The sequence below is a fragment of the Arthrobacter sp. GW460-12-1-14-TSB2 genome (assembly GCF_059423525.1).
The window spans coordinates 1-20,548 of sequence record NZ_JBWKYC010000001.1; the positions used below are offsets into that span (position 1 = coordinate 1).

Annotated in this window: 20 protein-coding genes; 7 read left to right on the forward strand and 13 right to left on the reverse strand. The window is 65.0% G+C overall.

Going from position 1 to position 20,548, the window contains the following annotated elements:
• Window positions 1-335 precede the first annotated feature (335 nt).
• The gene (locus tag AC07YR_RS00005) at window positions 336-1,148 is read right to left on the reverse strand and encodes an SDR family NAD(P)-dependent oxidoreductase (protein WP_494732697.1); all 813 of its coding nucleotides are present in this window, start codon (window positions 1,146-1,148) and stop codon (window positions 336-338) included.
• Window positions 1,149-1,388: 240 nt separating this feature from the next.
• Here AC07YR_RS00005 and AC07YR_RS00010 point away from each other — a divergent pair, with 240 nt between their 5' ends.
• Complete coding sequence (locus tag AC07YR_RS00010; protein ID WP_494732698.1) at window positions 1,389-1,907, forward strand: flavin reductase family protein; 519 nt, start codon at window positions 1,389-1,391, stop codon at window positions 1,905-1,907.
• A 43-nt stretch (window positions 1,908-1,950) separates the two neighbouring features.
• On the opposite strand, the gene AC07YR_RS00015 is transcribed toward AC07YR_RS00010, so the two are convergent.
• Together AC07YR_RS00015 and AC07YR_RS00020 are read right to left on the reverse strand one after the other, a co-directional pair.
• Window positions 1,951-2,565, reverse strand: coding sequence for a carbonic anhydrase (locus AC07YR_RS00015; RefSeq protein WP_494732699.1), 615 nt, complete (start codon window positions 2,563-2,565; stop codon window positions 1,951-1,953).
• A gap of 70 nt (window positions 2,566-2,635) precedes the next feature.
• On the reverse strand, window positions 2,636-3,448 hold the full coding sequence (locus AC07YR_RS00020) for an MBL fold metallo-hydrolase (RefSeq protein WP_494732700.1): 813 nt from the start codon (window positions 3,446-3,448) through the stop codon (window positions 2,636-2,638).
• A 213-nt stretch (window positions 3,449-3,661) separates the two neighbouring features.
• Between AC07YR_RS00020 and AC07YR_RS00025 the strand changes: the two genes are divergently transcribed.
• Entirely contained in the window at window positions 3,662-4,627 is a 966-nt protein-coding gene (locus tag AC07YR_RS00025) for an amidohydrolase family protein (RefSeq protein ID WP_494732701.1), read from the forward strand.
• Between the two features lie 303 nt (window positions 4,628-4,930).
• Here the strand turns inward: AC07YR_RS00025 and AC07YR_RS00030 are convergent, their stop codons facing one another.
• Both AC07YR_RS00030 and AC07YR_RS00035 read right to left on the reverse strand, forming a co-directional pair.
• A complete protein-coding gene (locus AC07YR_RS00030; protein WP_494732702.1) occupies window positions 4,931-6,376 on the reverse strand; it encodes an SLC13 family permease in 1,446 nt (481 codons plus the stop codon).
• 10 nt (window positions 6,377-6,386) lie between these two features.
• Window positions 6,387-7,505, reverse strand: coding sequence for a PrpF domain-containing protein (locus AC07YR_RS00035; RefSeq protein WP_494733010.1), 1,119 nt, complete (start codon window positions 7,503-7,505; stop codon window positions 6,387-6,389).
• A 241-nt stretch (window positions 7,506-7,746) separates the two neighbouring features.
• On the opposite strand from AC07YR_RS00035, the gene AC07YR_RS00040 reads away from it, so the two are divergent.
• Together AC07YR_RS00040 and AC07YR_RS00045 are read left to right on the forward strand one after the other, a co-directional pair.
• Complete coding sequence (locus AC07YR_RS00040; RefSeq protein WP_494732703.1) at window positions 7,747-8,685, forward strand: LysR family transcriptional regulator; 939 nt, start codon at window positions 7,747-7,749, stop codon at window positions 8,683-8,685.
• A 132-nt stretch (window positions 8,686-8,817) separates the two neighbouring features.
• Window positions 8,818-9,831 (forward strand): isopenicillin N synthase family dioxygenase, encoded by a 1,014-nt coding sequence (locus tag AC07YR_RS00045; RefSeq protein ID WP_494732704.1) that lies wholly within the window; start codon window positions 8,818-8,820, stop codon window positions 9,829-9,831.
• A gap of 147 nt (window positions 9,832-9,978) precedes the next feature.
• Here the strand turns inward: AC07YR_RS00045 and AC07YR_RS00050 are convergent, their stop codons facing one another.
• The 3 genes from AC07YR_RS00050 to AC07YR_RS00060 form a co-directional block, all read right to left on the reverse strand.
• Window positions 9,979-10,833, reverse strand: a complete 855-nt coding sequence (locus AC07YR_RS00050; protein ID WP_494732705.1) for a helix-turn-helix transcriptional regulator — start codon at window positions 10,831-10,833, stop codon at window positions 9,979-9,981.
• Between the two features lie 86 nt (window positions 10,834-10,919).
• Window positions 10,920-12,284, reverse strand: a complete 1,365-nt coding sequence (locus AC07YR_RS00055; RefSeq protein ID WP_494732706.1) for an MFS transporter — start codon at window positions 12,282-12,284, stop codon at window positions 10,920-10,922.
• Between the two features lie 43 nt (window positions 12,285-12,327).
• Window positions 12,328-13,299: an aldo/keto reductase gene (locus AC07YR_RS00060; RefSeq protein ID WP_494732707.1), complete on the reverse strand. Its 972-nt coding sequence runs from the start codon at window positions 13,297-13,299 to the stop codon at window positions 12,328-12,330.
• 181 nt (window positions 13,300-13,480) lie between these two features.
• Here AC07YR_RS00060 and AC07YR_RS00065 point away from each other — a divergent pair, with 181 nt between their 5' ends.
• Window positions 13,481-14,725 (forward strand): MFS transporter, encoded by a 1,245-nt coding sequence (locus AC07YR_RS00065; protein ID WP_494732708.1) that lies wholly within the window; start codon window positions 13,481-13,483, stop codon window positions 14,723-14,725.
• On the opposite strand, the gene AC07YR_RS00070 is transcribed toward AC07YR_RS00065, so the two are convergent.
• The 3 genes from AC07YR_RS00070 to AC07YR_RS00080 are packed head-to-tail and all read right to left on the reverse strand — an operon-like array spanning window position 14,722 to window position 17,718.
• On the reverse strand, window positions 14,722-16,122 hold the full coding sequence (locus AC07YR_RS00070) for an MFS transporter (protein ID WP_494732709.1): 1,401 nt from the start codon (window positions 16,120-16,122) through the stop codon (window positions 14,722-14,724). The two genes, AC07YR_RS00065 and AC07YR_RS00070, sit on opposite strands and share 4 nt — an antisense overlap.
• A 52-nt stretch (window positions 16,123-16,174) precedes the next feature.
• Entirely contained in the window at window positions 16,175-16,942 is a 768-nt protein-coding gene (locus tag AC07YR_RS00075) for an SDR family NAD(P)-dependent oxidoreductase (protein WP_494732710.1), read from the reverse strand.
• An 11-nt stretch (window positions 16,943-16,953) separates the two neighbouring features.
• Window positions 16,954-17,718 (reverse strand): MBL fold metallo-hydrolase, encoded by a 765-nt coding sequence (locus AC07YR_RS00080; protein ID WP_494732711.1) that lies wholly within the window; start codon window positions 17,716-17,718, stop codon window positions 16,954-16,956.
• A gap of 143 nt (window positions 17,719-17,861) precedes the next feature.
• Here AC07YR_RS00080 and AC07YR_RS00085 point away from each other — a divergent pair, with 143 nt between their 5' ends.
• Entirely contained in the window at window positions 17,862-18,197 is a 336-nt protein-coding gene (locus AC07YR_RS00085; RefSeq protein WP_494732712.1) for a hypothetical protein, read from the forward strand.
• A gap of 66 nt (window positions 18,198-18,263) precedes the next feature.
• Window positions 18,264-19,022 (forward strand): MerR family transcriptional regulator, encoded by a 759-nt coding sequence (locus AC07YR_RS00090; RefSeq protein ID WP_494732713.1) that lies wholly within the window; start codon window positions 18,264-18,266, stop codon window positions 19,020-19,022.
• Between the two features lie 28 nt (window positions 19,023-19,050).
• On the opposite strand, the gene AC07YR_RS00095 is transcribed toward AC07YR_RS00090, so the two are convergent.
• Entirely contained in the window at window positions 19,051-19,695 is a 645-nt protein-coding gene (locus tag AC07YR_RS00095; protein ID WP_494733011.1) for a DNA alkylation repair protein, read from the reverse strand.
• A 136-nt stretch (window positions 19,696-19,831) separates the two neighbouring features.
• Window positions 19,832-20,524 carry a DUF998 domain-containing protein gene (locus AC07YR_RS00100; RefSeq protein WP_494732714.1) on the reverse strand — a complete coding sequence of 231 codons (693 nt, stop codon included), beginning with the start codon at window positions 20,522-20,524 and terminating at the stop codon, window positions 19,832-19,834.
• Window positions 20,525-20,548: the final 24 nt, after the last annotated feature.

Here is a 20,548-nt window from a genome sequence, read left to right on the forward strand (position 1 = left end):
GACGGGGTCAGCCGGGGAACGGGGGCGGCTGGCGGCGCTGAAGCGGTCTGGATTGGTTGACCGGTGGTGGTCTCATCGAGTCTGGTCGGGGGCGTACAGGCCGAGAGGAGGGTCGCCAGGATGACTACCCAGATCAGAAGACGACGGAGCGGGGCACCGATCATGATCGGTCCAGTTTATCGCGATGAGGCGGAATTGGGTCCAGCAGGGATGGTCTGCCCTGACGTCCGAACTCTGCTGGGATGACCTCGGTCTTGTCCGCTGCGGCGAAGCTGAGCGCGGGCTGACAAGCCCAGACGTCGGGGCGAGGGCCTCGACCCGGTCCAGTCACCGAATCAGATGTCCGCAAGAGTAAGCACTGGCGGCGAACTTCCATCGATGTCCAGTACGCCGAACTCCTTCGCTGCCGCGGCGGCGACGAGCACCCGGCCGGTGCGCGACATCAGGTTCGGGTCGCGGAACAGTGCATTGATCACGCGGCCGATGAACTCGGGGCTTTCGCTGGTCGAGAGATCGAACGCGCCACTTTCCGCAGCCGCCAGAACCGCCTCGGTTCGAACCAGGCCGGGGTAGAGCGCGATCACCGGAATGTCGAACGGCTTCAGCTCGACCGCCATGTCGGACGTCATCTTGTCCGTCGCCGCCTTTGCGATGCCGTAGATAGTGTTGCCGAGGTGACGCTGCGCGGCCCAGAAGCTGATGTTGACTATCAGGCCGCGGTGCCGCGGCGTCATCATGCGCGCCGCGTGCGCCGAACAAACATAGGCCGCGCGGACGCCGGCGTCCATCATGCCGCTCCAGCGGTGCATCGGCTGCTCCCAAAACGGCACAGTCCACGTAAACGCACCACCTTCGACCATCTTCTCGTAGCCGCCCCAGGCGCAGTTGACGACGAGGTCGAGGGCGCGGCATTCGGACCGTATCACTTCAAAGACATGGGCGGTGTCCTCGTCGTTGAGATGGTCGCAGCGCACTCGCCGAACCTCCCTCGGCAGATCCGCCTGGTCGATTGAGCGCCCCGTGCCGTACACACGAAAGCCCGCCGACAAAAGGCCCAGCGCGACGCCCCGGCCTACGCCTCGGCTCGCGCCCGTCACAAGCGCCACGCTTCCCGTCTGCGCTTCGTTGCGTTCACCATCGTTGGCCATGCGACGCGGCCCCCGCTCACCCTCAATCCGTCGATGTCCACGATACGCCGGGCCCGAGTCCCCGGGCCAGCAATGCACGTCGGTTCCGTTTCCCTGGACGTCGGATCACGTCCCCGTTCGTTACCTTGTGCTTCGGGCCGTGAAGCAAGGTTGCGTTGCGCGTCGGTGCGTTTCAGCCCCGGTTGAACGCGGTGCAGGGCGGGTGGTTGGTTTGGTCTACCGGCCTTGAAAGGAAAAAACATGACCGACCACCTTGATCTCACGCCGCAGCGCCTGCGTCACGTCCTGGGCCATTTTGCGTCCGGGCTGACGGTGATTACGGCCGCGACGGATAACGGGCCCGCGGGTTTCACCTGCCAGTCCTTCTCGTCCCTTTCCCTGGATCCGGCCCTGGTCACCTTCAGTCCGGCCCGCAGTTCCAGTACCTGGCCGCTGCTGCGGCAGGCCGGTCGCTTCACGGTGAACATTCTTCCGGCTGGGTACCGGCATCTTGCCGCCCAGTTTGCCCGCTCCGGGACCGATAAATTCGCCGGTGTGGAGTTCTCGGCGTCACCGCTGGGCAATCCGGTGCTGGATCAGGCCCTCGCCTGGGTGGACTGCGAACTGCACCAGGAGTACGACGGCGGCGACCACACCATTGTGGTGGGGGCGGTCCGTGCCCTTGGCGCGCGGGACGGTGCGGAGCCGCTGCTTTTCTTCAAGGGTGGGTATTTCGACGGCGTGCCGTCCCGGGCCGGGCTCCTGGAAAGCGTCGCATAACGCGGACCAAACCAGGCACCCGCAGGTGCATGCCTCGCCGGCTTTAGAGGACGCCGGCCGTGGAGACGAGCTGCGCCCGGCCCTCTTCCAGCCGGTACGCGACGCCGACCACCGCGGCGGAGTAGTTGTCCACTGCGTCGAAGATCATCCGTGAACTGTCCAGCAGCCGGCGGACGGTCTGCTTGACGTGCTCGACAACCATGTCGTTGACCTCGGTCTTGTCCTCTCGCATCGACCTCAGCACCGACGGTGTGATCCGTTCTACCAGGTCGCGGATGTGGCCCTGGGGCGACTCCCCGGTTTCGACGGCTTCCTTCGCGGCCGTGACGGCGCCGCAATTGTCGTGTCCGAGAACAACTATCAGCGGGACATGGAGGACCGAGACCGCGTACTCTAGCGAGCCGAGAACGGCGTCATCGATCACGTGTCCGGCTGTGCGCACGACGAAAACGTCGCCGAGACCGACGTCGAAGATGATCTCCGCGGCGAGGCGGGAGTCCGCGCAGCCAAAGATGACCGCGAACGGATTTTGGGTGTTCACCAGCTCGCTGCGCCGGGAGGCGTTCTGGTTCGGGTGCAGCGAAGCTCCCGTAACGAAACGCTCGTTGCCGTCAAGGAGCCGCTGCCATGCCTCGTACGTGCTGATTCTGCTGCTCACCCTACTTACTGTAAGGGCGAGCATGACTCTCTACTCGACACCCAACTGGAGCTCACGGGGAAATGGACGCTCAGGTCAGGTGGTCGAAGTCGCCTCGCGCCCAGGCAGCGTGCCGTTGGGCTGCACCGTGCAGAACGGCCTTGGCTCCGGACGCGATTGCATTGTTGAAGTTGCCGTAGATGCGGTCGAACTCAAGGTCCTCCAGTTGCGCCGCGATTCGCAAGGCCACCGCACCGGAAAGCGGCAAATGATTCGGGTAGCTGCGCATGAAAGCGATGGAGCGACGGTCCGGATTCGGATACACACTGTCACCGCTCAGCAGAACTCCTCGGCCGCCCGCTCCTGCAGCCCAGTGCACCACCGCGCTACCCGGGAAGTGCCCCCCTGTCTGGTGGAGTGCCAAACCTTCGGCGATGGTGTGGCTGCCGGACCAGTATTCGATGATCGGATGGGTGCGGCCCAGCCATTGCCGGTCTGCGTCTGCCACAAGCACAGGGACGCCACCGAGCCGATGCGACCATTCGACCTGCACACCGAACATGTGGGGATGGCTGGCGGCGACCGCCAGGACCGGGCCGCGCTCGAGCACTGCCTTCACAGCGTTGTCGTCGACATATCCGACCGGATCCCATAGCAGCGAACCCTGGGGTGTCACCACAAGCTGGGCGGTCTGTCCGATCCCGACCTTTGGCTCCGTCCTGATCCCGATGAGTCCCGGCTCATTCTCCTTCAGCGATATCTGCTGGCCCTCCTGGGCCAGCGCGTCCAGCGTGAGCCACTTTTGTCCGTCCTCGGGCACGTATTGCCGCTCATCGGTGCAGATCGGGCAGAGCTCCGGGGCAGGTTCGTCGCGTTCGACGGCGCAGGTTGCGCAGATCAGCATGGCTGGTCCCTTCCAAACGTCTTGCGTCCTGCCTTCCGCCTTGATCACCTTCGGCCGCAGGCCGGCGTGCCCAGAATATGGCACGCGAGAGTCTCTTAGGAAGACAAATCCCGTATACAAAGCCGGACCTGAGGACAGCGAGTAGATTGGTGGCATCTGCTGATTTTGAAGGGCTTGGGTCGGCGCACAGAGTACGTTGGGCAGGGGATCTGGATGAGTCGGCCGCACCGTATCGATACTCACCAGCACATCGTTCCGCCTGAGTATGCGCGTTGGCTCAACGGGAAGGGCATCCGCCCGGGAGGTTTGCGCCTGCCGTCCTGGTCGGAGCACTCCGCGTTGAAGTTCATGGACAGCCACGATGTGCAGACGGCCGTCCTGTCCCTGTCCACGCCCGGTGTCTACCTTGGGGATGCTCTGGAGGCGCGGCGATGGGCGCGGGAGGTCAATGAGTACAGCGCAGAGGTCGTAGCCAGAAGGCCGGCACGATTCGGGTTCTTCGCGACACTTACGCTGCCGGACGTGGAAGGCGCCCTGGCGGAGGCGCAATACGCCTTGGACAGCCTGCATGCGGACGGCATCGTGTTGCTGGCCAACAACGAGGGCCGCTACCTCGGCGATCCGGACTTCGAGCCTCTGCTGGAGTTCCTGCACCACCGGCACGCCGTAGTGTTCATTCACCCTGGCGAGCTCCCCGCTCCGGCGGTGCCGGGCATCCCCGCCTTCGCCGCGGATTTCTTGCTCGACACTACCCGCACCGCTATCAGCTTGATCCTGTCCGGCGCGATGGAGAAGTACTCGGGAATCAGGTTCCTCCTGGCCCACGCGGGCGGCTTCGTGCCGTACATCGCTTTCAGGATCCTGCTCACGATGCTCAACGACAAAGAGCTGGCCCTCAGCGCGTTGGCAGCGTTGATAGACGAGAAGCAATCAATCCTGCGGCGGTTTTACTACGACGTCGCCCTGTCCGCGAGCCCGTCGGCGCTACCCAGCCTGCTCGAGGTCGCTGACCCCGGCCGCATCACGTACGGCACTGACTTTCCCTTCGCCCCGTCGATGGCGGTCGGGTTACAGAATGCGCAGTACGAGAACTACCCGCTTGACCCCATCCTGCGCGCAGCGATAGACCGCAACAACTCCGAGGCGCTGATTCCCCGGCTGAAGAGTACCCAGGCCTAAATCGATTTCAGCCGGGACTGACTTTGAGGACCTCACCTGGTTCTTCAGCGTGGTTTTCCGGAACGACAGTGGCCAGCTCTGGTTCAGGTATCGAGGATCCGGAAAGTGGAGGCGGGGCGACCTCGTGGTCACCCCGCCTCCTCTGCGTGCTGCGCAGTTCCCGCGCCCGTCTTTCGGGCTACCTGTTGCGATGAAGTGCGGGAACGGCAGCACGCGTGCCGGATGCTGAGTCCGGCGGTATGCGGGACAGGCAGCCTTCCCTCATCGGCCTCGCCCAGGCCGTTGGATGAGGTGCGGGGCCCGTCACATGATGCCGGTGGGTACCAGCAGGACCCAGGCCAGGGCCGGGGCCACCAGCACTACTCCGCCTGCATAGGCCATCAGCTGCTTGTAGACGCGCTGCCGGTCGTCCTCCCGGGCGTTGGCGACAACCAGCGCACCGTCGGTGGAGAACGGAGAGACATCCACCACGGTGGCAGCGATGGCAAGCGCCGCGACAGTTCCGGAAGCGCTCAGCGAACTGGTGGCCAGCAGCGGACCGGCCAGCGGAATGAACGCGGTCAGCAATGCCGTGGAGGACGCGAAGGCTGAGCCGACGCCGATGACGTAGCAGAGGACCAGTGCGACCAGCAGTGGTGCGCCCAGCGCCAGGGCCTGCTCGGCGAGCGTGTCGATGACGCCTACATGCTGGAGCAGTGAGACGTAGGTGATCATGCCGGCTACCAGCAGGACGGTGGACCAGGAGACGCCGCCGATGAAGGTCCGGTGTTCCTTGATGTTGACCAGTGCCAGCAGGAGTCCGGCGGAGAGAGCGACGAAGCCGATCGGCATGTGGAAGCCAAGGGTGCACAGCAGCATGACAGCGATCAAGGCCAGGGTGAGGATCTGCTGTCCGCGAGGCCGGATGGTTCGGGCGGTGTCGACGTCGGCCTGCTGGCCGCCTATTCCGTCGCGGAGACGGCCGATCAGAGCGAACAGGACGATGGTCAGGGCGGAAAGAATAAGGTTCAGGGCGAAGCTGGCAGTGAAGAGTGCGCCCTGGGAGATGGGAAAGCCGTTTTTAAGGGCGATGTCGTGCACCAGCACACCGGCCACGGACAGCGGGGAAAAACCGCCGGCGTGGGCTCCGTTGATGATGAAGGCACCCATCAGGACAGGATGGATGCGGGACTCGTAGGCAAACCCGATGGCTGCCGGTGCCAGCAGTGCGACGGCGGCGGGCGAGAAGGTGCCCAGTGACGTCAGCGCGGCAGCGATCAGGAAGAACACCCAGGGGAGCAGCATTGTCTTGCCCCTGACGAGGCGCACGCAGGACTGGACGATGATGTCGATGGTGCCGTTGCGCTGGGCCATGCTGAAGAAGTAGGTGACTCCGATGATCGTCAGGACGATGCTGGCGGGGAAGTCCTCGAGGATTTCCTTGTCGGTCATTCCAAGCATGAAGTAGCCGACGCCGAAGGAGGCGACCAGCCCCATTACCCCGATGTTCAGCGGCCATTTCGTGGCGACGACGAACATAACGACGAGGATGACGAGCGGGATGATCTGGACTGCTGTCATGGTGTGCTCCGGTTCCGAGGTGGCAGCCGGGTTGAACATGTCACCCCCCAGCAGGAGGGCGATCAACGCCAGGATCGCGAAACCGGCGGCCACCGCCACCAGTAGGATACGGCGACGGGTTGGACGCTTGGGACCCTTGTCACGGGTCTCGGCCGCAGCGGCGGCGGTGCGGTTCTCAGTCTTGGTCATGGTGGTCTCCTCAGCGAGTGGCTCCCGCGAGGAAGGCGGCGACGGCGCTGCCGGGAACCTCGGGGAGATGGATGATGGTGGTGGCGATGGTGCGGGCTGTGCGGTTGACGCCGACCAGGAGCGTCCCGTTATGCTCCTGACTCCACGTCTCGATCACTCCGGCAGGGGTGCGGAGCCGGAGCTTGCTCCCCGGAGTGTCACCCGTAAGGCCGTGCATCACCGTGCCGGGGGTGCGGGCCGCCAAAGTCAGTGCGATGCTGCCGGTGATGGCCAGCGCCGGGTGGGGCTTGCCCATGGAGAGCATCATGACGTTGACGTCGCAGGTCTGATCCGTGGCCACGGGGGCGGCGGCGATGGCGAGTTTGGGTATGGCCCGTGCCGCTTCAGCGGTGGAGGGGGCCAGCCCCATCCGCACCGCCGCCTGACGCCGGATCTGCTCCAGGGTGTCCAGCTGTAGCTCCAGGCTGGCGCCCCAGCTGTCGTACCGGGCCTGGTCCAGGCCCAGTTCTTCGGCGCGGACAATCACCACGGGCGCTCCGGCGTCGACCATGGAGACTGTCCAGCGGGTTCCCCCCGCGGTGATGGTGTCGGTGGCCGCGCCGGTGGGCAGCAACGCACCTGTGGTTTTGCCGGCGGGGTCCTGGAAACCGAGCCCTACAGGGTGGCCGGGGAACGGCACACCGGGCATCCGCGCGTCCGGAACGCTGGCCAGTGCACCACCGGGGGTGGCCACGCGCTGGACGATGATCTGGTTCGTGTTGGTGTTGCGGGTTACGATCCGGGTGACGTCTCCGCTGGGGAGCACCCATCCCTTCTCGATGGCGTAAAGGCCCACAACGGCTGAGCCGTTCCCGCAGTTGCTGCCCCAGTCCACGGCGGTCTCTTCGATGCCCACCTGGGCGAAGGTGTACTCGACGTCGACGTCGTCGCCGACCGGCCGGTGCAGGATCACGGCTTTGCTGGTGGTCGAGGTGGCCCCGCCTACGCCATCGATCTGGCGGGGGTCGGGACTGCCGAACAGCCGCGGCAGCAGCACGTCCAGGCTGGTGCCGCCCGCCTGAAGGTGCTCCGCTTCGAACACCCAGCACTTGCTGGTGCCTCCGCGCATCCATTGCGCTTCGATCTTCATGGTGGTTCCCACTTCTCCTCGTGCCTCAGATTTGGATGAGGACCTGAAAAGAGATTGAGCCAGATCACAAATTTAGACAATGTTGGATTTTTGAAGAGGGATGTAGAGTTACTTAATTCATGGAGAGGCAAAGGGATTATTCGCACTGTTTTCTTCCAGCGTCCCGGAGACTGCCACCGGCATCGCGGGGCGATGTCGTCTCCCGGCAGGGAATGAACCAAGTTTGCAGAAGGGTGAAGCGTTGCTTAATGATGAGAAGCAGGATTTGTTCGACATAAGGCGGCTCGCGTTGCTGCTTGAGGTGGTGGAGCAGGGATCCATTACGGCCGCGGCCGAGCTGATGATGTACACGCCCTCGGCCGTCTCGCAGCAACTGCGCAAGCTTGAACAGGAGGTGGGGCAGCCTCTGCTCAATCGCCGCTCCCGCGGTGTGGTGCCCACCGAGGCCGGCCAGGTGCTGGCCGGCCACGCCCGCAAGATCGTCTGGCAGATGCAGGCAGCCCGGTCAGACCTGGACCAGATCGCCGGCCTGAACCGCGGGTCACTGACTGTGGGAACCTTCCCAACCCTGGCAGGGTCCTTCCTGCCCCTCGTCATCCGGACGTTCAAGAAGCGCTACCCGGCCATCGGACTGTCCTTGCGCAGCGCACGTTTTGATGAACTCGTGGCGGATCTGCACTCCGGGGTCACAGGGCTGTGCCTGCTCTGGGACTACCCCTGGAACCCCTTCCGGGACGATTCCATCCGCGTAACAGAGGTCTTCCGGGAAAGCACAGTGATCCTGGTGGCCCGCAGCCACCCGCTCGCCGACCGCGAGCAGGTCAGCATGGAGGACTTGCGCAACGAGTCCTGGATCGTGCGTGCGGAGGCCCACCCGGTAGTGGAGGTTCTGCAGCGTTCCGCCCACGACGCCGGATTCGAGCCGGAAATTGCCTTCCTGGCCAACGACTACCAGGAGGCCCAGGCCATGGTCAGCGTGGGAATGGGTGTGGCCATGGTGCCCAAGACCGCCGTGGCGCTCCAGCATCCTGACGTAAAGGTGCTGAGCCTGGGTTCCGCCGCCCCGCTGCGGCGGGTACTGCTGGCGCAGCGCGAGGACAAGGTCTACGCTCCGGCAGAGGTGGCCTTCCACTCCACGCTGCTGGAAATCGCCCGCGAACGCGCCGGCGACTACCTCTAGCCATTCGGTCGGGACTCAAGGGGTTCGCAGCCGAAGATTCGGCACCTGCCTGCCCAACGCCGCGGCCCGGCCGTACCATGGAAGCAGATATTTGCGCGGGGTTGCCAAGTTCGCTGAAAAGGACCCGAGACGTTGCCACTCGAAACACTGCCGGTAGTCGACCTGTCCCGATTGAACGCTGGCCCGGAGGCGGCCTCGCAGTTCCGTGACGAACTGCGCAACGCGATGCATGAGGTCGGTTTCCTGTACCTTGCCGGCCACGGCATTCCGCAGGAGCTAACAGACGCCATGCTGGATGTGTCCCGCCGCTTCTTCGAGCTGCCCGAGGGGCAGAAACTTGAGATTGAGAACGTCCATAGCCCCCAGTTCCGTGGCTACACCCGCGTCGGCGGCGAACTTACCGACGGCGCAGTAGATTGGCGCGAGCAGATCGACATCGGAGTTGAGCGCTCCGCGGTGGCCCCGGGCCCGGGCGTCGCGGACTACTGGCGACTCGAAGGGCCCAACCTGTGGCCGGAGGCGCTGCCGGAAATGCGGGGGATTGTCGCCGAGTGGATGGAGCGGCTGAGTGCAGTCTCGTTGACTCTCCTGCGGGCCCTGGCGGTATCCCTCGGGGCGCCCGAAGACGCTTTTGATGACGCCTTCGCTGCCCGGGCCTTCCCCGTGCTCAAGGTTGTTCGGTACCCGGGGTCATCCCACGAAGAACCCAAGCAGGGAGTGGGCTCCCACCGCGACGGCGGGGTGCTGACACTCCTTCTGGTGGAGCCAGGCAAGGGCGGACTTCAGGTCGAATACCAAGGGACATGGATCGACGCACCCCAGGTGCCCGGAACCTTTGTGGTTAACATCGGCGAGATGCTGGAGCTGGCCACGAACGGCTACCTCAAGGCGACCCTGCATCGGGTGATCTCGCCGCCTCGCGGCAGCGACAGGATCTCCCTTCCCTTCTTCTACAATCCGGCGCTGGATGCGAGGATGCCGCAACTGGCGGTGAGCCCTCAGTTCCAGGCCAAAGCCCGCGGCCTGTCGGTTGACCCGACGAACAGTCCGATCCTGGAAACCTACGGGGACAACGCCCTTCGCTACCGCCTTCGGGCGCACCCGAACGTCGGTGGGGTGCACCACGCGGACCTGCTGACAGGCTGACGGCGCCACCATTTGATATCGTGCCCGGCCCGGCCTGCCGGGACAGCTACCGCAGGGCGGGACCTTTTGATAGGAAACGATGGCACGGGATTATCATCTCTTCGACGCGCCATTCCGCCCGGGGTTTCCCTCCATGGTCGGCAGGGATTATTGGGCGTGGATAGCGGGGGCCGTCCAGCTGGCGAGAATCCGCATGGCGTCGGCGGTCGGGGATCCGGGCTCGACGGTGTACACGAGCATGACAAGGCCAGGGTCGGTGGACAGTTCGAATGATTCGTAGCCGAATTCGAGGTCGCCGACGGCGGAGTGCGTGAGCATCTTGGCCCCGGACCGGTAACGGAAGACGTCGTGGGAGGCCCAGAGCGCGCGGAACTCCTCGCTTTGGGTTGAGAGGGTGCCGATGATGTGGATGAGCTCTTTGTCGTAGGGGTCCCGGGCCGTCGCGGCGTGGAGGAGTGCGACGACGTTGTGTTTGGCTGTGTCGAAGTCACGGTGGAATCGTGGCGCCCGTGAGTCCAGGAAGAGGTAGTGAGCGTAGTTGAAGCGGTCCCGTGATCCGTTCTCGGGCAGCGAGTACAGTGCGCGGCCAATCCGGTTGGAGGCGAGGCGGTCCAGGCGTGCGTTCTGCACAAAAGCGGGGGCGTCGATGGAGTCGAGGACGCGTTGGATGCCTGGCCTGACAGTGGTGCGGTTGGAGGGTGTGCGCCGCGGCGACCGGCGTCGGGTGAGGCTGGCGAGGTCCAGGAGGTGGTCGCGTTCGTCTTCATCGAGCTGCAGTGCCCGGGCGATTGCTTCCATGACTTCGCGGGATGCGCCGGAGATCTTGCCGCGCTCGAGCCGGGCGTAGTAGTCCACGCTGACGCCGGCGAGGTGCGCTACCTCTTCGCGTCGCAGGCCGGGGACGCGGCGGCTGCCGCTGTATAGCGGGACACCTGCCTGCTCCGGTGTGAGTTTGGCGCGGCGGGAGGTGAGAAAGCTGCTGATCTCAGACCGGGAATCCATACCTCCAAGCGTAGGCCCGGATCCTTGATGCCGGGCAGGTGCTGCCGAACCAGGACCTGCCAGGCCCTCCCGGAGCCTGTTGTCAGTCATTGCCGCGGGAGGCGGGTCGCAACGATTGCCATGGCGAGCGCCATGCCGGCAGCAATCAGCAGGCTGGTGGAGAAGCCCTGCAGGAATGTTGTTGAGCGGGCCAGCAGGGACCCGAACACCGCGACGGCCAGGGCTCCGCCAATCTGGCGGCTTGTGTTGAAGATGCCGCTGACGGTGCCGGCGCGCTTCGCGTCGAAGCTGTTGAGCAGCACGGCGGTGATGGTCGGGATGACCAGCGGGCCGGCGAGGCCGACCAGGATCATCACAGCGGCGAGGACCCAGACCGGTATCGCCGCCGGGAGGAACGCGATGGTTGCGAGTCCTGCGGCCATGACTGTCATTCCGCTGGCGATGAGGGTGCGGGCGCCGAAGCGTTCGGAGAGCCTGGCGATGAACGGAGTCAGAACCGCACCTCCGAGCATCATCGGAACGAAGACCGCTCCTGTCTCGACGGGTGAGAGGCCGCGCTCCTGTTGTGCATAAAGGCTCATGACGAAGGGCAGGCCGAAGTATCCGACCATGTACGAAAAACCGACGCCGATCGAGACGGCCATCGTGCGGTCGCGAAGGAGCGGGAGCGGAACCATCGGGTGCTGACCGCGGCGCTCTGCTGCGATGAAGCCTGCTCCGGCCACGACAGCAACAGCGAAGGCTGTGAGCGTCTGCGGGGCCGTAATCCCGACCGCGCCAGCCTCGATGGCACCATAGGTCAGGGCGCCCATGGCGGTGACAGCGGTGAGCTGGCCGGCCCAGTCGATCGGAACGGATCGGTGCGCAGACCGAAGAACCCGGCGAAGCACGATCAGCGCCACGGCGCCCACCGGAAGGTTGATCAGGAAGATCAGCCGCCAGTCGACGAGGGAGAGCGTCCCGCCGAGCACAGGCCCGGAGATTGACGCTAGCGCACCACCCATCGCCCACATGCCGACGGCGCGTGCGCGCTTCGCCGGGTCGGGGAACGCCTCACCGATCAGCGCCATGGATGCGGGCAGCATCACCGCGGCCGCCGATCCCTGCAGAATCCGGGCGAAGATGAGCACTGCGACTGTGGGGGCGAGTCCGCACGCGAGCGACGTGATGACAAAAACCGCCATGCCGAAGGCATAGGCGCGCCGCGCCCCGATCCGGTCAGAGAACGTTCCGGCAGATAGGAGACAGGACGCAAACAGCAGTGTGTAACCGTCAACGATCCATTGCAGCCCGGTGAGGGTGGCCCCGAGGTCGAGGCTGATTTCGCGGAGGGCAACGTTGACTACAACGGCGTCGAGGGTGATCACGAAGAAGCCGGTGACGGCGGCGAAGAGTGCGGCCCGCGAATGGCGTAGTCCCGGCGCAGCAGCGATCGTGGTTGTGGAGTTCACAGAAGGTTCCTTCTCAAGGGGCGGCGTGGGTAGCTGAGGTCCGTCAGTACCAGGCTGGTCCTTGGTTGACGTACGGGGCCTCCAACGCCTGGACTTCCTCATCGCTGAGTTCCAGGGACAGGGCGTCGACCGCTTCCTGGAGGTGGTGCGGCTTGGTCGCGCCGACGATGGGCGCGGAGACGATCGGGTTGCGCAGCACCCATGCGAGGGCGATTTGTGCCATGCTCACACCGCGGGCGTCGGCCAGGCTCTGTACTGCGTTGATGACGGGCTCGTCGTGTTCGCTGTCGAATGACTGGACCACCTTGTCAGTGGTGGAGCGGGTGCTCTGTTCGCCCACTGGCCGTGCGAGGCGGCCTTTGCCGTTGGGTGAGTACGGCACCAGGCCGACGCCCATGTCTGCACACATGGCCATGAGTTCGCGTTCGTCCTGGCGGCGGAGCAGGTTGTACTGGTTCTGCATGGACACGAACCTGGTCCACCCGCCAAGGTCGGCCGCGTGTTGGAGCTTCGCGAACTGCCACGCGTACATAGAGGAAGCGCCGATGTATCGGACTTTGCCGGCCTTGATGACGTCGTGGAGAACCTCCATGGTTTCCTCGACCGGGGAGCCGTCGTCGAAACGGTGGATCTGGTACAGGTCGATATAGTCCGTGCCGAGGCGGGTGAGCGAGGCATCGAGCTGTTCAAGGATGGCTTTGCGGGACAGGCCCTCACCCCCTGGCCCGTCGTGCATTTTGCCGCGCACTTTGGTGGCCAGGACGATGTCTTCGCGCCGCGAGTACTCTGTGATTGCCCGCCCGACGAATTCCTCGGAGGTGCCGGTCTGGTACACGTTGGCAGTGTCCCAGAACGTGATGCCCAGTTCGGCGGCCTGCCGGAAGAACGGCCCTGCGGTGTCTTCGGTCAGCGCCCAGGAATGTGCGTTCGGTGCGGTGGGGTCCCCGTAGCTCATGCAGCCGAGCGCAAGCCGGCTGATCTTCAGTCCGGTGTTACCCAGTCGGTTGTATTCCATCGCAGGGGTTCCTTCTCTAGGGGTCTTTTGTTCGACGTTACGAGAGTCGAAAGGGGCGAAACAGGACCTGTCAGACCATGTCTCAGCAGGTCCTTCCGCGCGGTAAACAGGTACGGCATCGTCGAAGGGGCGGAGCGTTCCCGGCTCCCAACCCGACCCCTGCGAAGGAACCACCGAACGAATGACAACGTCCATCACTTCGACAGCGCCAACACGCCAACGGCTGCCCTTCGTCGTGCCGCTGCTCGCGCTTGGCACGTTCCTCATGATCACCACCGAATACCTTGTGGCAGGACTCCTCCAGGAGTTGGCCGAAGACCTGCAGGTGGGCCTGGCCCAGGTCGGCCTCCTGATCACAGCCTTCGCGATCGGCATGATCATCGGATCGCCCGTCATGGCCCTGGCCACCCGGCGCCTCCCGCGGCGAGCCACGCTCGTCCTCGCGCTTCTTGGATTCGCGACCGGGCACATCATCGCAGCCCTCAGTAGCGACTTCGCGATTGTTCTCATGGCCCGCGTGGTCACCGCGCTGGCAGCCGGTGCGTTCTGGTCCGTCGCCGCGGCTGTTGCCACCCACGCGGCCGGGCCGGCCAACAGCTCACGCGCCCTCGGCGTCATGATGAGCGGGGTAGGTCTGGCGACCGTCGCCGGCGTCCCGCTCGGTGCCTTTGCCGGCCAACTCCTTGGCTGGCGCGGAACCTTCTGGGCGCTGGCAGTCCTCGCCGTCCTGGCGTCACCGGTCATCGCACGCTTCACTCCCGCAGACGCCGGCCGCGGCACACCATCCATTCGGGCCGAGCTGCGCGCGATTACGAGCCGCCGCATGGCCGTCCTCGTCATCGCCACCATTCTTGCCACCGGCGGCTACATGACAGCCTTCAGCTACCTCTCCCCGCTGGCCACCGACCGCGCCGGGTTACCGTCCTGGGCTGTACCCCTGGTGTTCGTGGTGTTCGGGCTCGGCGCCATCATCGGCACCAACCTCGCCGGACGCTTCGCCGACACGCGTCCGGTCACGACGTTCATCACCGCCACAGCTGGAACGGTCGCCCTGATGGCGTTGCTCGTGCCGCTATCCACGAATGCAGTGGCCACCTTCGTACTCATGTTCCTGCTCGGCACCGCAGGCATGGGAATTCCGCCCGTCGGCACCGGCCTTGCCGTCCGCTTCGCCCCGGCAGCGCCCACGCTCGCAGCCGCCATTGCGGTGTCTGCTTTCAACGGCGGAACCGCGATCGGCACCTGGCTCGGCGCAGCGGCCCTGGAGTCGACGCTGGGTGTCTTCGGCCCGCTGACCGTCGCGATCATTTTGGCCGCCCTCGGCCTCCTGGCCCTCCTGATTCTGGCTCGTAGCAAGCACTCGTCTCGACATCGCCGCGCGAGCGCTGGCTGGCCCGATTCGGTAGCCGGTCGCCGTCGCAGTTAACCCGCCGTCCGTGCCGGCGTTTCGGTCGCCGCATAAGTCGCCGAGACCCGGCGGTAGACGGGAGTCAGGAACGCCAGCAGCGCGGCCGCGATCATGACAATCCCGGCGACCAGGAACACCAGCGCGATGCCGCGGGACGTGCCCTCGCCCAGCAACGGGGCCAGCTGCGCGGCGCCTTCAGAGGACCGCGCGTACGGGATGATCCAGACCTGGGCGATGGGCGCGATCAGGAACGCGGTGATTGGCGCTGCCGCGGACTCGAATGCCATGGCGAATCCGAACACCCGGCCTTGCCGGTGCAGGGGGACCACTTGCTGGATGACCGTCTGCTCAGCGGCCTCCACGAAAGGCACCAGGACCAGGTAGAGCCAGATGCCCGCGATGTACAGCCAGGCCCACTCCCGCAGCGTAAACACCGCACCGAGTACACCCATCAGGATCACGGCGATGAGCATGGAACGCAACGGGTTGGACCCCAGGCCAAACTTTCCGATCAGTGCGCCACCGACGATGAATCCGGTGGCGCCCAGCGCGAAGTACGTCCCCCAAAGCTCAACGGGGAACATCTCGAGGCCGTAGGGATCCATCAACGCCATGTACACGCCGCCAATGAAGTTGTTGAACGTCGAAAACAGGATGAGCGCGAACAGCCCGGAGATGGCCAGCACGGCGGCGAGGGCGCCGCGCAGGTCGAATCCGCCGTGCGCGTCAGTGGCCGCTGCGCGCACCTCCTCGGGCATGCGCAGCGTGACCAGGTGCGCGAATGCCAGCGCCGTGAGCGCCAGGGCGACGACGATCGTCCAGCCCATGCCCAGCAGCCCCACTGACAGCCCGGAGAGCACCGACGTGACGATGAACATCAGCCCCTGCACCATGCCCACCAGCCCGTTGGCGTTCGCTCGCCGATCCGGCTCGATGAGGATGGTGACCGTGGTGGACAGGGCGATGTTGCGCATGTTCTCCACCACCGCGCCAACCAGGATGACCAGCGCGAAGAGCCAAAACCACGGCTGCGTCAGGTCCAGCATCCAGGTGACCGGCGTCAGCAGGAACATTACCCCGGACAGTATGAACATCATCAGCGTGAAGCCGGCGGCGAAACGCATCACGGCCAGCTTGCGGTAGCGGTCCACGAAGGTGCCGAAGCTGATGCTGGAAAGGGCGATCAACAGCATGTACGCGCCGCCGATCACGCCGGTGGCGATCACGTTGCGCGTCTCCAGATACACCCAGAACGTCAGAGCGAACCAGAGGTAGCTGGTAGTGATGTTGGCCAGGGCGGTGTTCGCCAGGATCCCGGCGAACGTGCGGGACCGCTGTTCCGGGCTGCGCAAGGACGTGTCCACGCCGTCGGGAGCCGCAGCCGCCCTGAGCGGGGCAGGTTCCTGCTCGGTCATGCGTCCCAGTTTACTGACATCTGACTGCTGCGGACATGGCCGCCGCTGCGCTTTAGAAAAGCGTGATGCCGGTGAGTTCGGCGAGTTTGTCGGTGAGCCTGTCCTGGAACGTCGCGTCGGTAACTTCCGGCGCTGGCGGCCGCTGCCGGCGGTGATACCAGTAACTTCCGGAGACCAGGGCGTCGGGGTCGTTGCTGACAGCGAGCCAGGCCTGGGTCTCGTGGCCCTTGGCCAGGTCGTCAGGGGCGCCGGAGCCGCCCATTTTGGTGGGTACCCAGCCGGGGTCAACGGCGTTGCTGAGCACCGCGGGCCAGTGGCGGGCCACCGAGGCGGAGAGCGCGGAAAGGTGGAGTTTGCTCTCGGAATAGGCGGTGCTGGCACTCCAGCGTCGTTCGGTCCAGTCAATGTCCTGCAGGTTGCCGGCGGCCCCGTGGTGCATGCCGCTGCTGACGTAGACCAAGCGGCCGGGCCTGTCGATCAGGGCGGTGAGGATGTAGGGGGCGAGAACGTTCACAGCGAGGGTGTAAGAGTGTCCCTCCGGGGTCGTGACGCGCCCCGACGAGAGGTAGACGCCGGCGTTATGGACGACGGCGTCCATCCGCCCGTGCGCGTTGACCTGATCGGCGACGCTCCGCGTTTCGGCGGCGCTGCTGAGGTCACCAATGACGACACCGGCCGCTTGCGGGGCGATTTCATCGAGGACGGCGGCGCGTTCCCTGGAGCGGGCGTGCAGCAAGACCTCGTGGCCTTCATCCAAGAGAGTCCTTGCGGTGGCGAGGCCGAGCCCGTCGGTCGAGCCGGTGATGAAGATGCGAGACATGGCCCGGTGTCCTAGTGCCGCAACGCCGTCAGCGCTTCGATTAGGGGCATGTGGAGTGCCGGTCCGTGGCCGGGAAGTATGACAGAGGAGTTAACGCCGTCGAGTAGGTGAGTCGCCTCCAGCGCCGTGGCGGGTTCTGTGTGATACATCCGGTGGAGCATCTGGGGTCCGGTTCTACGGCTGAGAGGATGCCCGCTGACAAAGGAGTCACCTACGGCGATCACTCCTGCTTCGGGAAGAAGGACCGAGGCGTTGCCCGGGGTGTGGCCCGGGAGCAGGATCGCTTCAGGGCTGCCGGGCAGGCTTCGGAGCCTCTCGGTGTTCCAAGCCTCGGCGTTGGGTGCAGGTTTTGCCGTCAGGGATCCTGCCTTGATGGCGTGGACCATCCAGCGGAAGACTCGGGGGCGCCAGGCCCGGCGGATGACCTGACCGAATGTGACCTGGTGCTTTTCCCGCCCCTGGACGTGGGCCAGTTCTTCCGGGGCGCACAGGACCGGCGTTCCGTATGTTTCGGAGAAGTAGGCCGCGGAGCCGGTGTGGTCGACATGGCCGTGGGTGATCAGCACCGCCCGGGCGTCGGCCGGATGCAAGCCCAGATGACGGATGGACCCTAGGACCAGCGCGCGGTCTGCGGGATATCCGCTGTCAATGAGCATGAAGCCGGTTTCGTCGCCAACCACGATCCAGTTGGACGCTGGTCCTTCGACGAAAAAGACGCCAGGTGCCTGCTCGGAAACGTTGCCTGAGGGGTGCCATTCATTGGCTCGGACGTGCACGGGTACATACTAGCCCGCCAACTTTCCCTCCAACTGGAACGGATTCCGTGGCGGGAGGGACCTCGGGCATTCCGCCCCTATTCGGGCGGGTGTGCCGGGCCGACGATTGAGTGAGACGGACCTGCGCGAAGGGAGGCGGCGTTGTGCAGTGGGATCTGGGACTCCAGGGGTTGGCGTTGCTCCTTGCCCTGTCCCTTGGGTTTGGCGTATTCGCCGGGTTGGCCGTCGGCAGGGGAGCGGTGCACCGGCTGTGGACCATGGCGATCGCGGTGGTCGCGTGCTTCTGCATCGGGCTGTTCACCAGCGAGGTGTGGTTCGGTTGGGCCACCGAGGAGGAGCTGCAGCCTAACATCGACGGGCTCTCGTTCGACGAGGTGCTCCTGTCCGGAGCTGTAACGACCGTCCTGGTCGTCCTGTCCGCGAGGCTCCTCTCGCGCAAAGCCCGACCCCTTCCTTCCCGGAGTCGAACCCGTTCTTGACCTTGCCGCAGCGTCAACCTTTAGAGTCGAATTATTGGACGGACACTGGCGCGGAAGGAGCAACAGATGGACTGGTCGATCCAAGAGATCGCCAGGATCGCGGGCACCACAAGCCGGACGCTGCGGCACTATGACGAGATCGGCCTGCTAAAGCCGAGCCGGATCGCCCACAACGGATACCGGCACTACGACCAGCAGTCTCTCGTTCAGCTTCAGCGAATCCTGTTGCTGCGGGAACTGGGCCTTGGGCTGTCCGGAATCGCCGAAGTGCTCGGCAACGAGTCGGACGCCGCCACGGCCTTGAGCAGTCACCTGAAGTGGCTTCGACAGGAGCAGGACCGGCTGAACCGGCAGATCATGTCCGTCCAGAACACTATCGAGGCAGTAAAAGAAGGTGCAGAACTTATGGCAGAGAACATGTTCGACGGCTTTGACCACACTCAGTACAAGGAGGAAGTGGAAGAACGCTGGGGCAAAGATGCCTACGCCAGCAGCGATGCCTGGTGGCGTGGAATGGATGGCGCGGAAAAGACGGCATGGAAGCAGCGCTCGCAGCAACTCGGAAGCGACTGGATTCGAGCGGCCGGCAAGGGGCTTGCCCCCGGCAGCGACGAGGCGCAGGACCTCGCCCGGCGGCAGGTGGAATGGCTCCGGGGCATCCCCGGGACCCCGGCGGCAGCCCCGGGCGGCGACGTGAAGGGCTATGTGCTCGGTCTCGGCGAGATCTACGTTGCCGATCCGCGGTTCAGCGCAAATTATGGCGGCGAGTCGGGAGCTGCTTTCGTCCGGGATGCACTGCGAGTGTATGCCGAGGCGAACCTGTAAACGCTCACTGATTCCCCGTACCGCGCTCCTACGTATCCTGTCGTCGGCGCACTATCTCCGTAATCCAGATGGGTGCGAACGGAGACGTGCAGTTTGGGGGAGTCGGGTAGTCCTTGAGCACTTCCAGGCGTTCACCGATTCTGATTGCACGAGCGCGAAGTTCCGCATGCTCAATCCCGATCTGGGCCAAGCAGTGGTTCATCGCCCACTGCAGTCGATCCGGGGCTTCTTTCATCTCCGCCTCGATGACGTCGAGCAGTCCTGCGAGGTCCAGGCCCTCGGGTTTCCTCGCCACCCGTTCGGTGGTCAGCGACCAGCCGGCACTCGCGACTACTGGATCCGGATCGGCGGACCAGGCCAGTCGAAGCTCTTCGGAGTGCGGGCTCTTCTTCACGACGTAGTTCACAAGCCAGTCGTGCACCTTGGGAGTGCGCGCCGCGCGCAGCATGGCGTCCAACTCGTCACGGTCGAACGCCTTCGGGCGGCAGATCAGGATCGCCAGCAGCCTCGCCGCGGTGTTTTCTGTCTGCCAGAGCTGGCGTGCGAGTTCCTGCTGTGTCTTCAGCCGCTTCGCGATCCCGCGCAGTTTGCTGAGATTCACGCCGTGATCGTCACCGTGTCTCTCGTTCACCTCGCGTGCCCTCGGGTCCTCAAGCGCGTCCAGCTCGGCCATTACCGCAGCCACAGTGGTCTCTGCCAACTCAGCCTCCTGTCCGTATGTGTGGATTCAGCCTACTTGGAAAGCAGTGCGAGTCCCGTGATCAGCGGCGGCATCGCCACCGATCCAGGCGGAGCTTGGGCATCTGGTCCTAGGGAACCGCTCGACGGGCGGGCGTCCTGCTCCGGTGCTGGCTGTGCAGGCGGAAGGCAACGGTGAAGAGCCACGCCATCATCGCGATCAGCAGGACGCGCTGCACCAGACCCTTCCACTCGAACAGTCCGCTCCCGGCCTGCTGGCTGATCTTGAGCACCACAATCCCGACGGCGAGGACGAAGCCGATGGCGAGCGTCCGTCCCGCCAGTGGCTGCCAGAACGGCTCACGGCGGAAGCGCCGGTAGAACACGAAGCAACTGATCGGCGCGAAGGTAAAAACCAGGGCGCCGAAGATGCCGTGCACGATCCCTCCGGCACTGGTTTGGCCGAACATCGCCGACGGGTCGGTGGTGAACGGTCCCGAGGCCATCAGACTGACTCCGATGCCCTGTATCAGTGCGGGGCCGGCTCGGGACGCGGCACCTGTGGTGAAGTGTGCAGCGAGGCCGACGCCGAATACCAGCATCAAGGCACCGGTCTGGAGGAAGTTCAGGATCTGGACCCAGCCACAGGGGCCGAGGGAAAGTTCGCTGACGAACATCCTCGTGGGGGAGTATCCCGGCAACAGCCACCCGTAGATGGTGAACACGGACACGAAAAGGACTGCGCCGATCATGCCCGCCACAGCGGCCAGCCTGACGCGCCGTCCTGCGTCCGCCGTCGGACCCGGGGCAGCCTTGGAGATCACAAGCGAAGCCTAGTACGCCAGGAC

What these genes read in the sequence shown, in the direction of transcription:
- AC07YR_RS00070 (WP_494732709.1), bottom strand. Translation starts at nt 16,122, where the DNA reads ATGACCGAGCAGGAACCTGCCCCGCTCAGGGCGGCTGCGGCTCCCGAC.
- AC07YR_RS00060 (WP_494732707.1), bottom strand. Translation starts at nt 13,299, where the DNA reads ATGGAATACAACCGACTGGGTAACACCGGACTGAAGATCAGCCGGCTT.
- AC07YR_RS00035 (WP_494733010.1), bottom strand. Translation starts at nt 7,505, where the DNA reads ATGAAGATCGAAGCGCAATGGATGCGCGGAGGCACCAGCAAGTGCTGG.
- AC07YR_RS00075 (WP_494732710.1), bottom strand. Translation starts at nt 16,942, where the DNA reads ATGTCTCGCATCTTCATCACCGGCTCGACCGACGGGCTCGGCCTCGCC.
- AC07YR_RS00025 (WP_494732701.1), top strand. Translation starts at nt 3,662, where the DNA reads ATGAGTCGGCCGCACCGTATCGATACTCACCAGCACATCGTTCCGCCT.
- AC07YR_RS00050 (WP_494732705.1), bottom strand. Translation starts at nt 10,833, where the DNA reads ATGGATTCCCGGTCTGAGATCAGCAGCTTTCTCACCTCCCGCCGCGCC.
- AC07YR_RS00065 (WP_494732708.1), top strand. Translation starts at nt 13,481, where the DNA reads ATGACAACGTCCATCACTTCGACAGCGCCAACACGCCAACGGCTGCCC.
- AC07YR_RS00030 (WP_494732702.1), bottom strand. Translation starts at nt 6,376, where the DNA reads ATGACCAAGACTGAGAACCGCACCGCCGCCGCTGCGGCCGAGACCCGT.
- AC07YR_RS00095 (WP_494733011.1), bottom strand. Translation starts at nt 19,695, where the DNA reads ATGGCCGAGCTGGACGCGCTTGAGGACCCGAGGGCACGCGAGGTGAAC.
- AC07YR_RS00005 (WP_494732697.1), bottom strand. Translation starts at nt 1,148, where the DNA reads ATGGCCAACGATGGTGAACGCAACGAAGCGCAGACGGGAAGCGTGGCG.
- AC07YR_RS00020 (WP_494732700.1), bottom strand. Translation starts at nt 3,448, where the DNA reads ATGCTGATCTGCGCAACCTGCGCCGTCGAACGCGACGAACCTGCCCCG.
- AC07YR_RS00090 (WP_494732713.1), top strand. Translation starts at nt 18,264, where the DNA reads ATGGACTGGTCGATCCAAGAGATCGCCAGGATCGCGGGCACCACAAGC.
- AC07YR_RS00010 (WP_494732698.1), top strand. Translation starts at nt 1,389, where the DNA reads ATGACCGACCACCTTGATCTCACGCCGCAGCGCCTGCGTCACGTCCTG.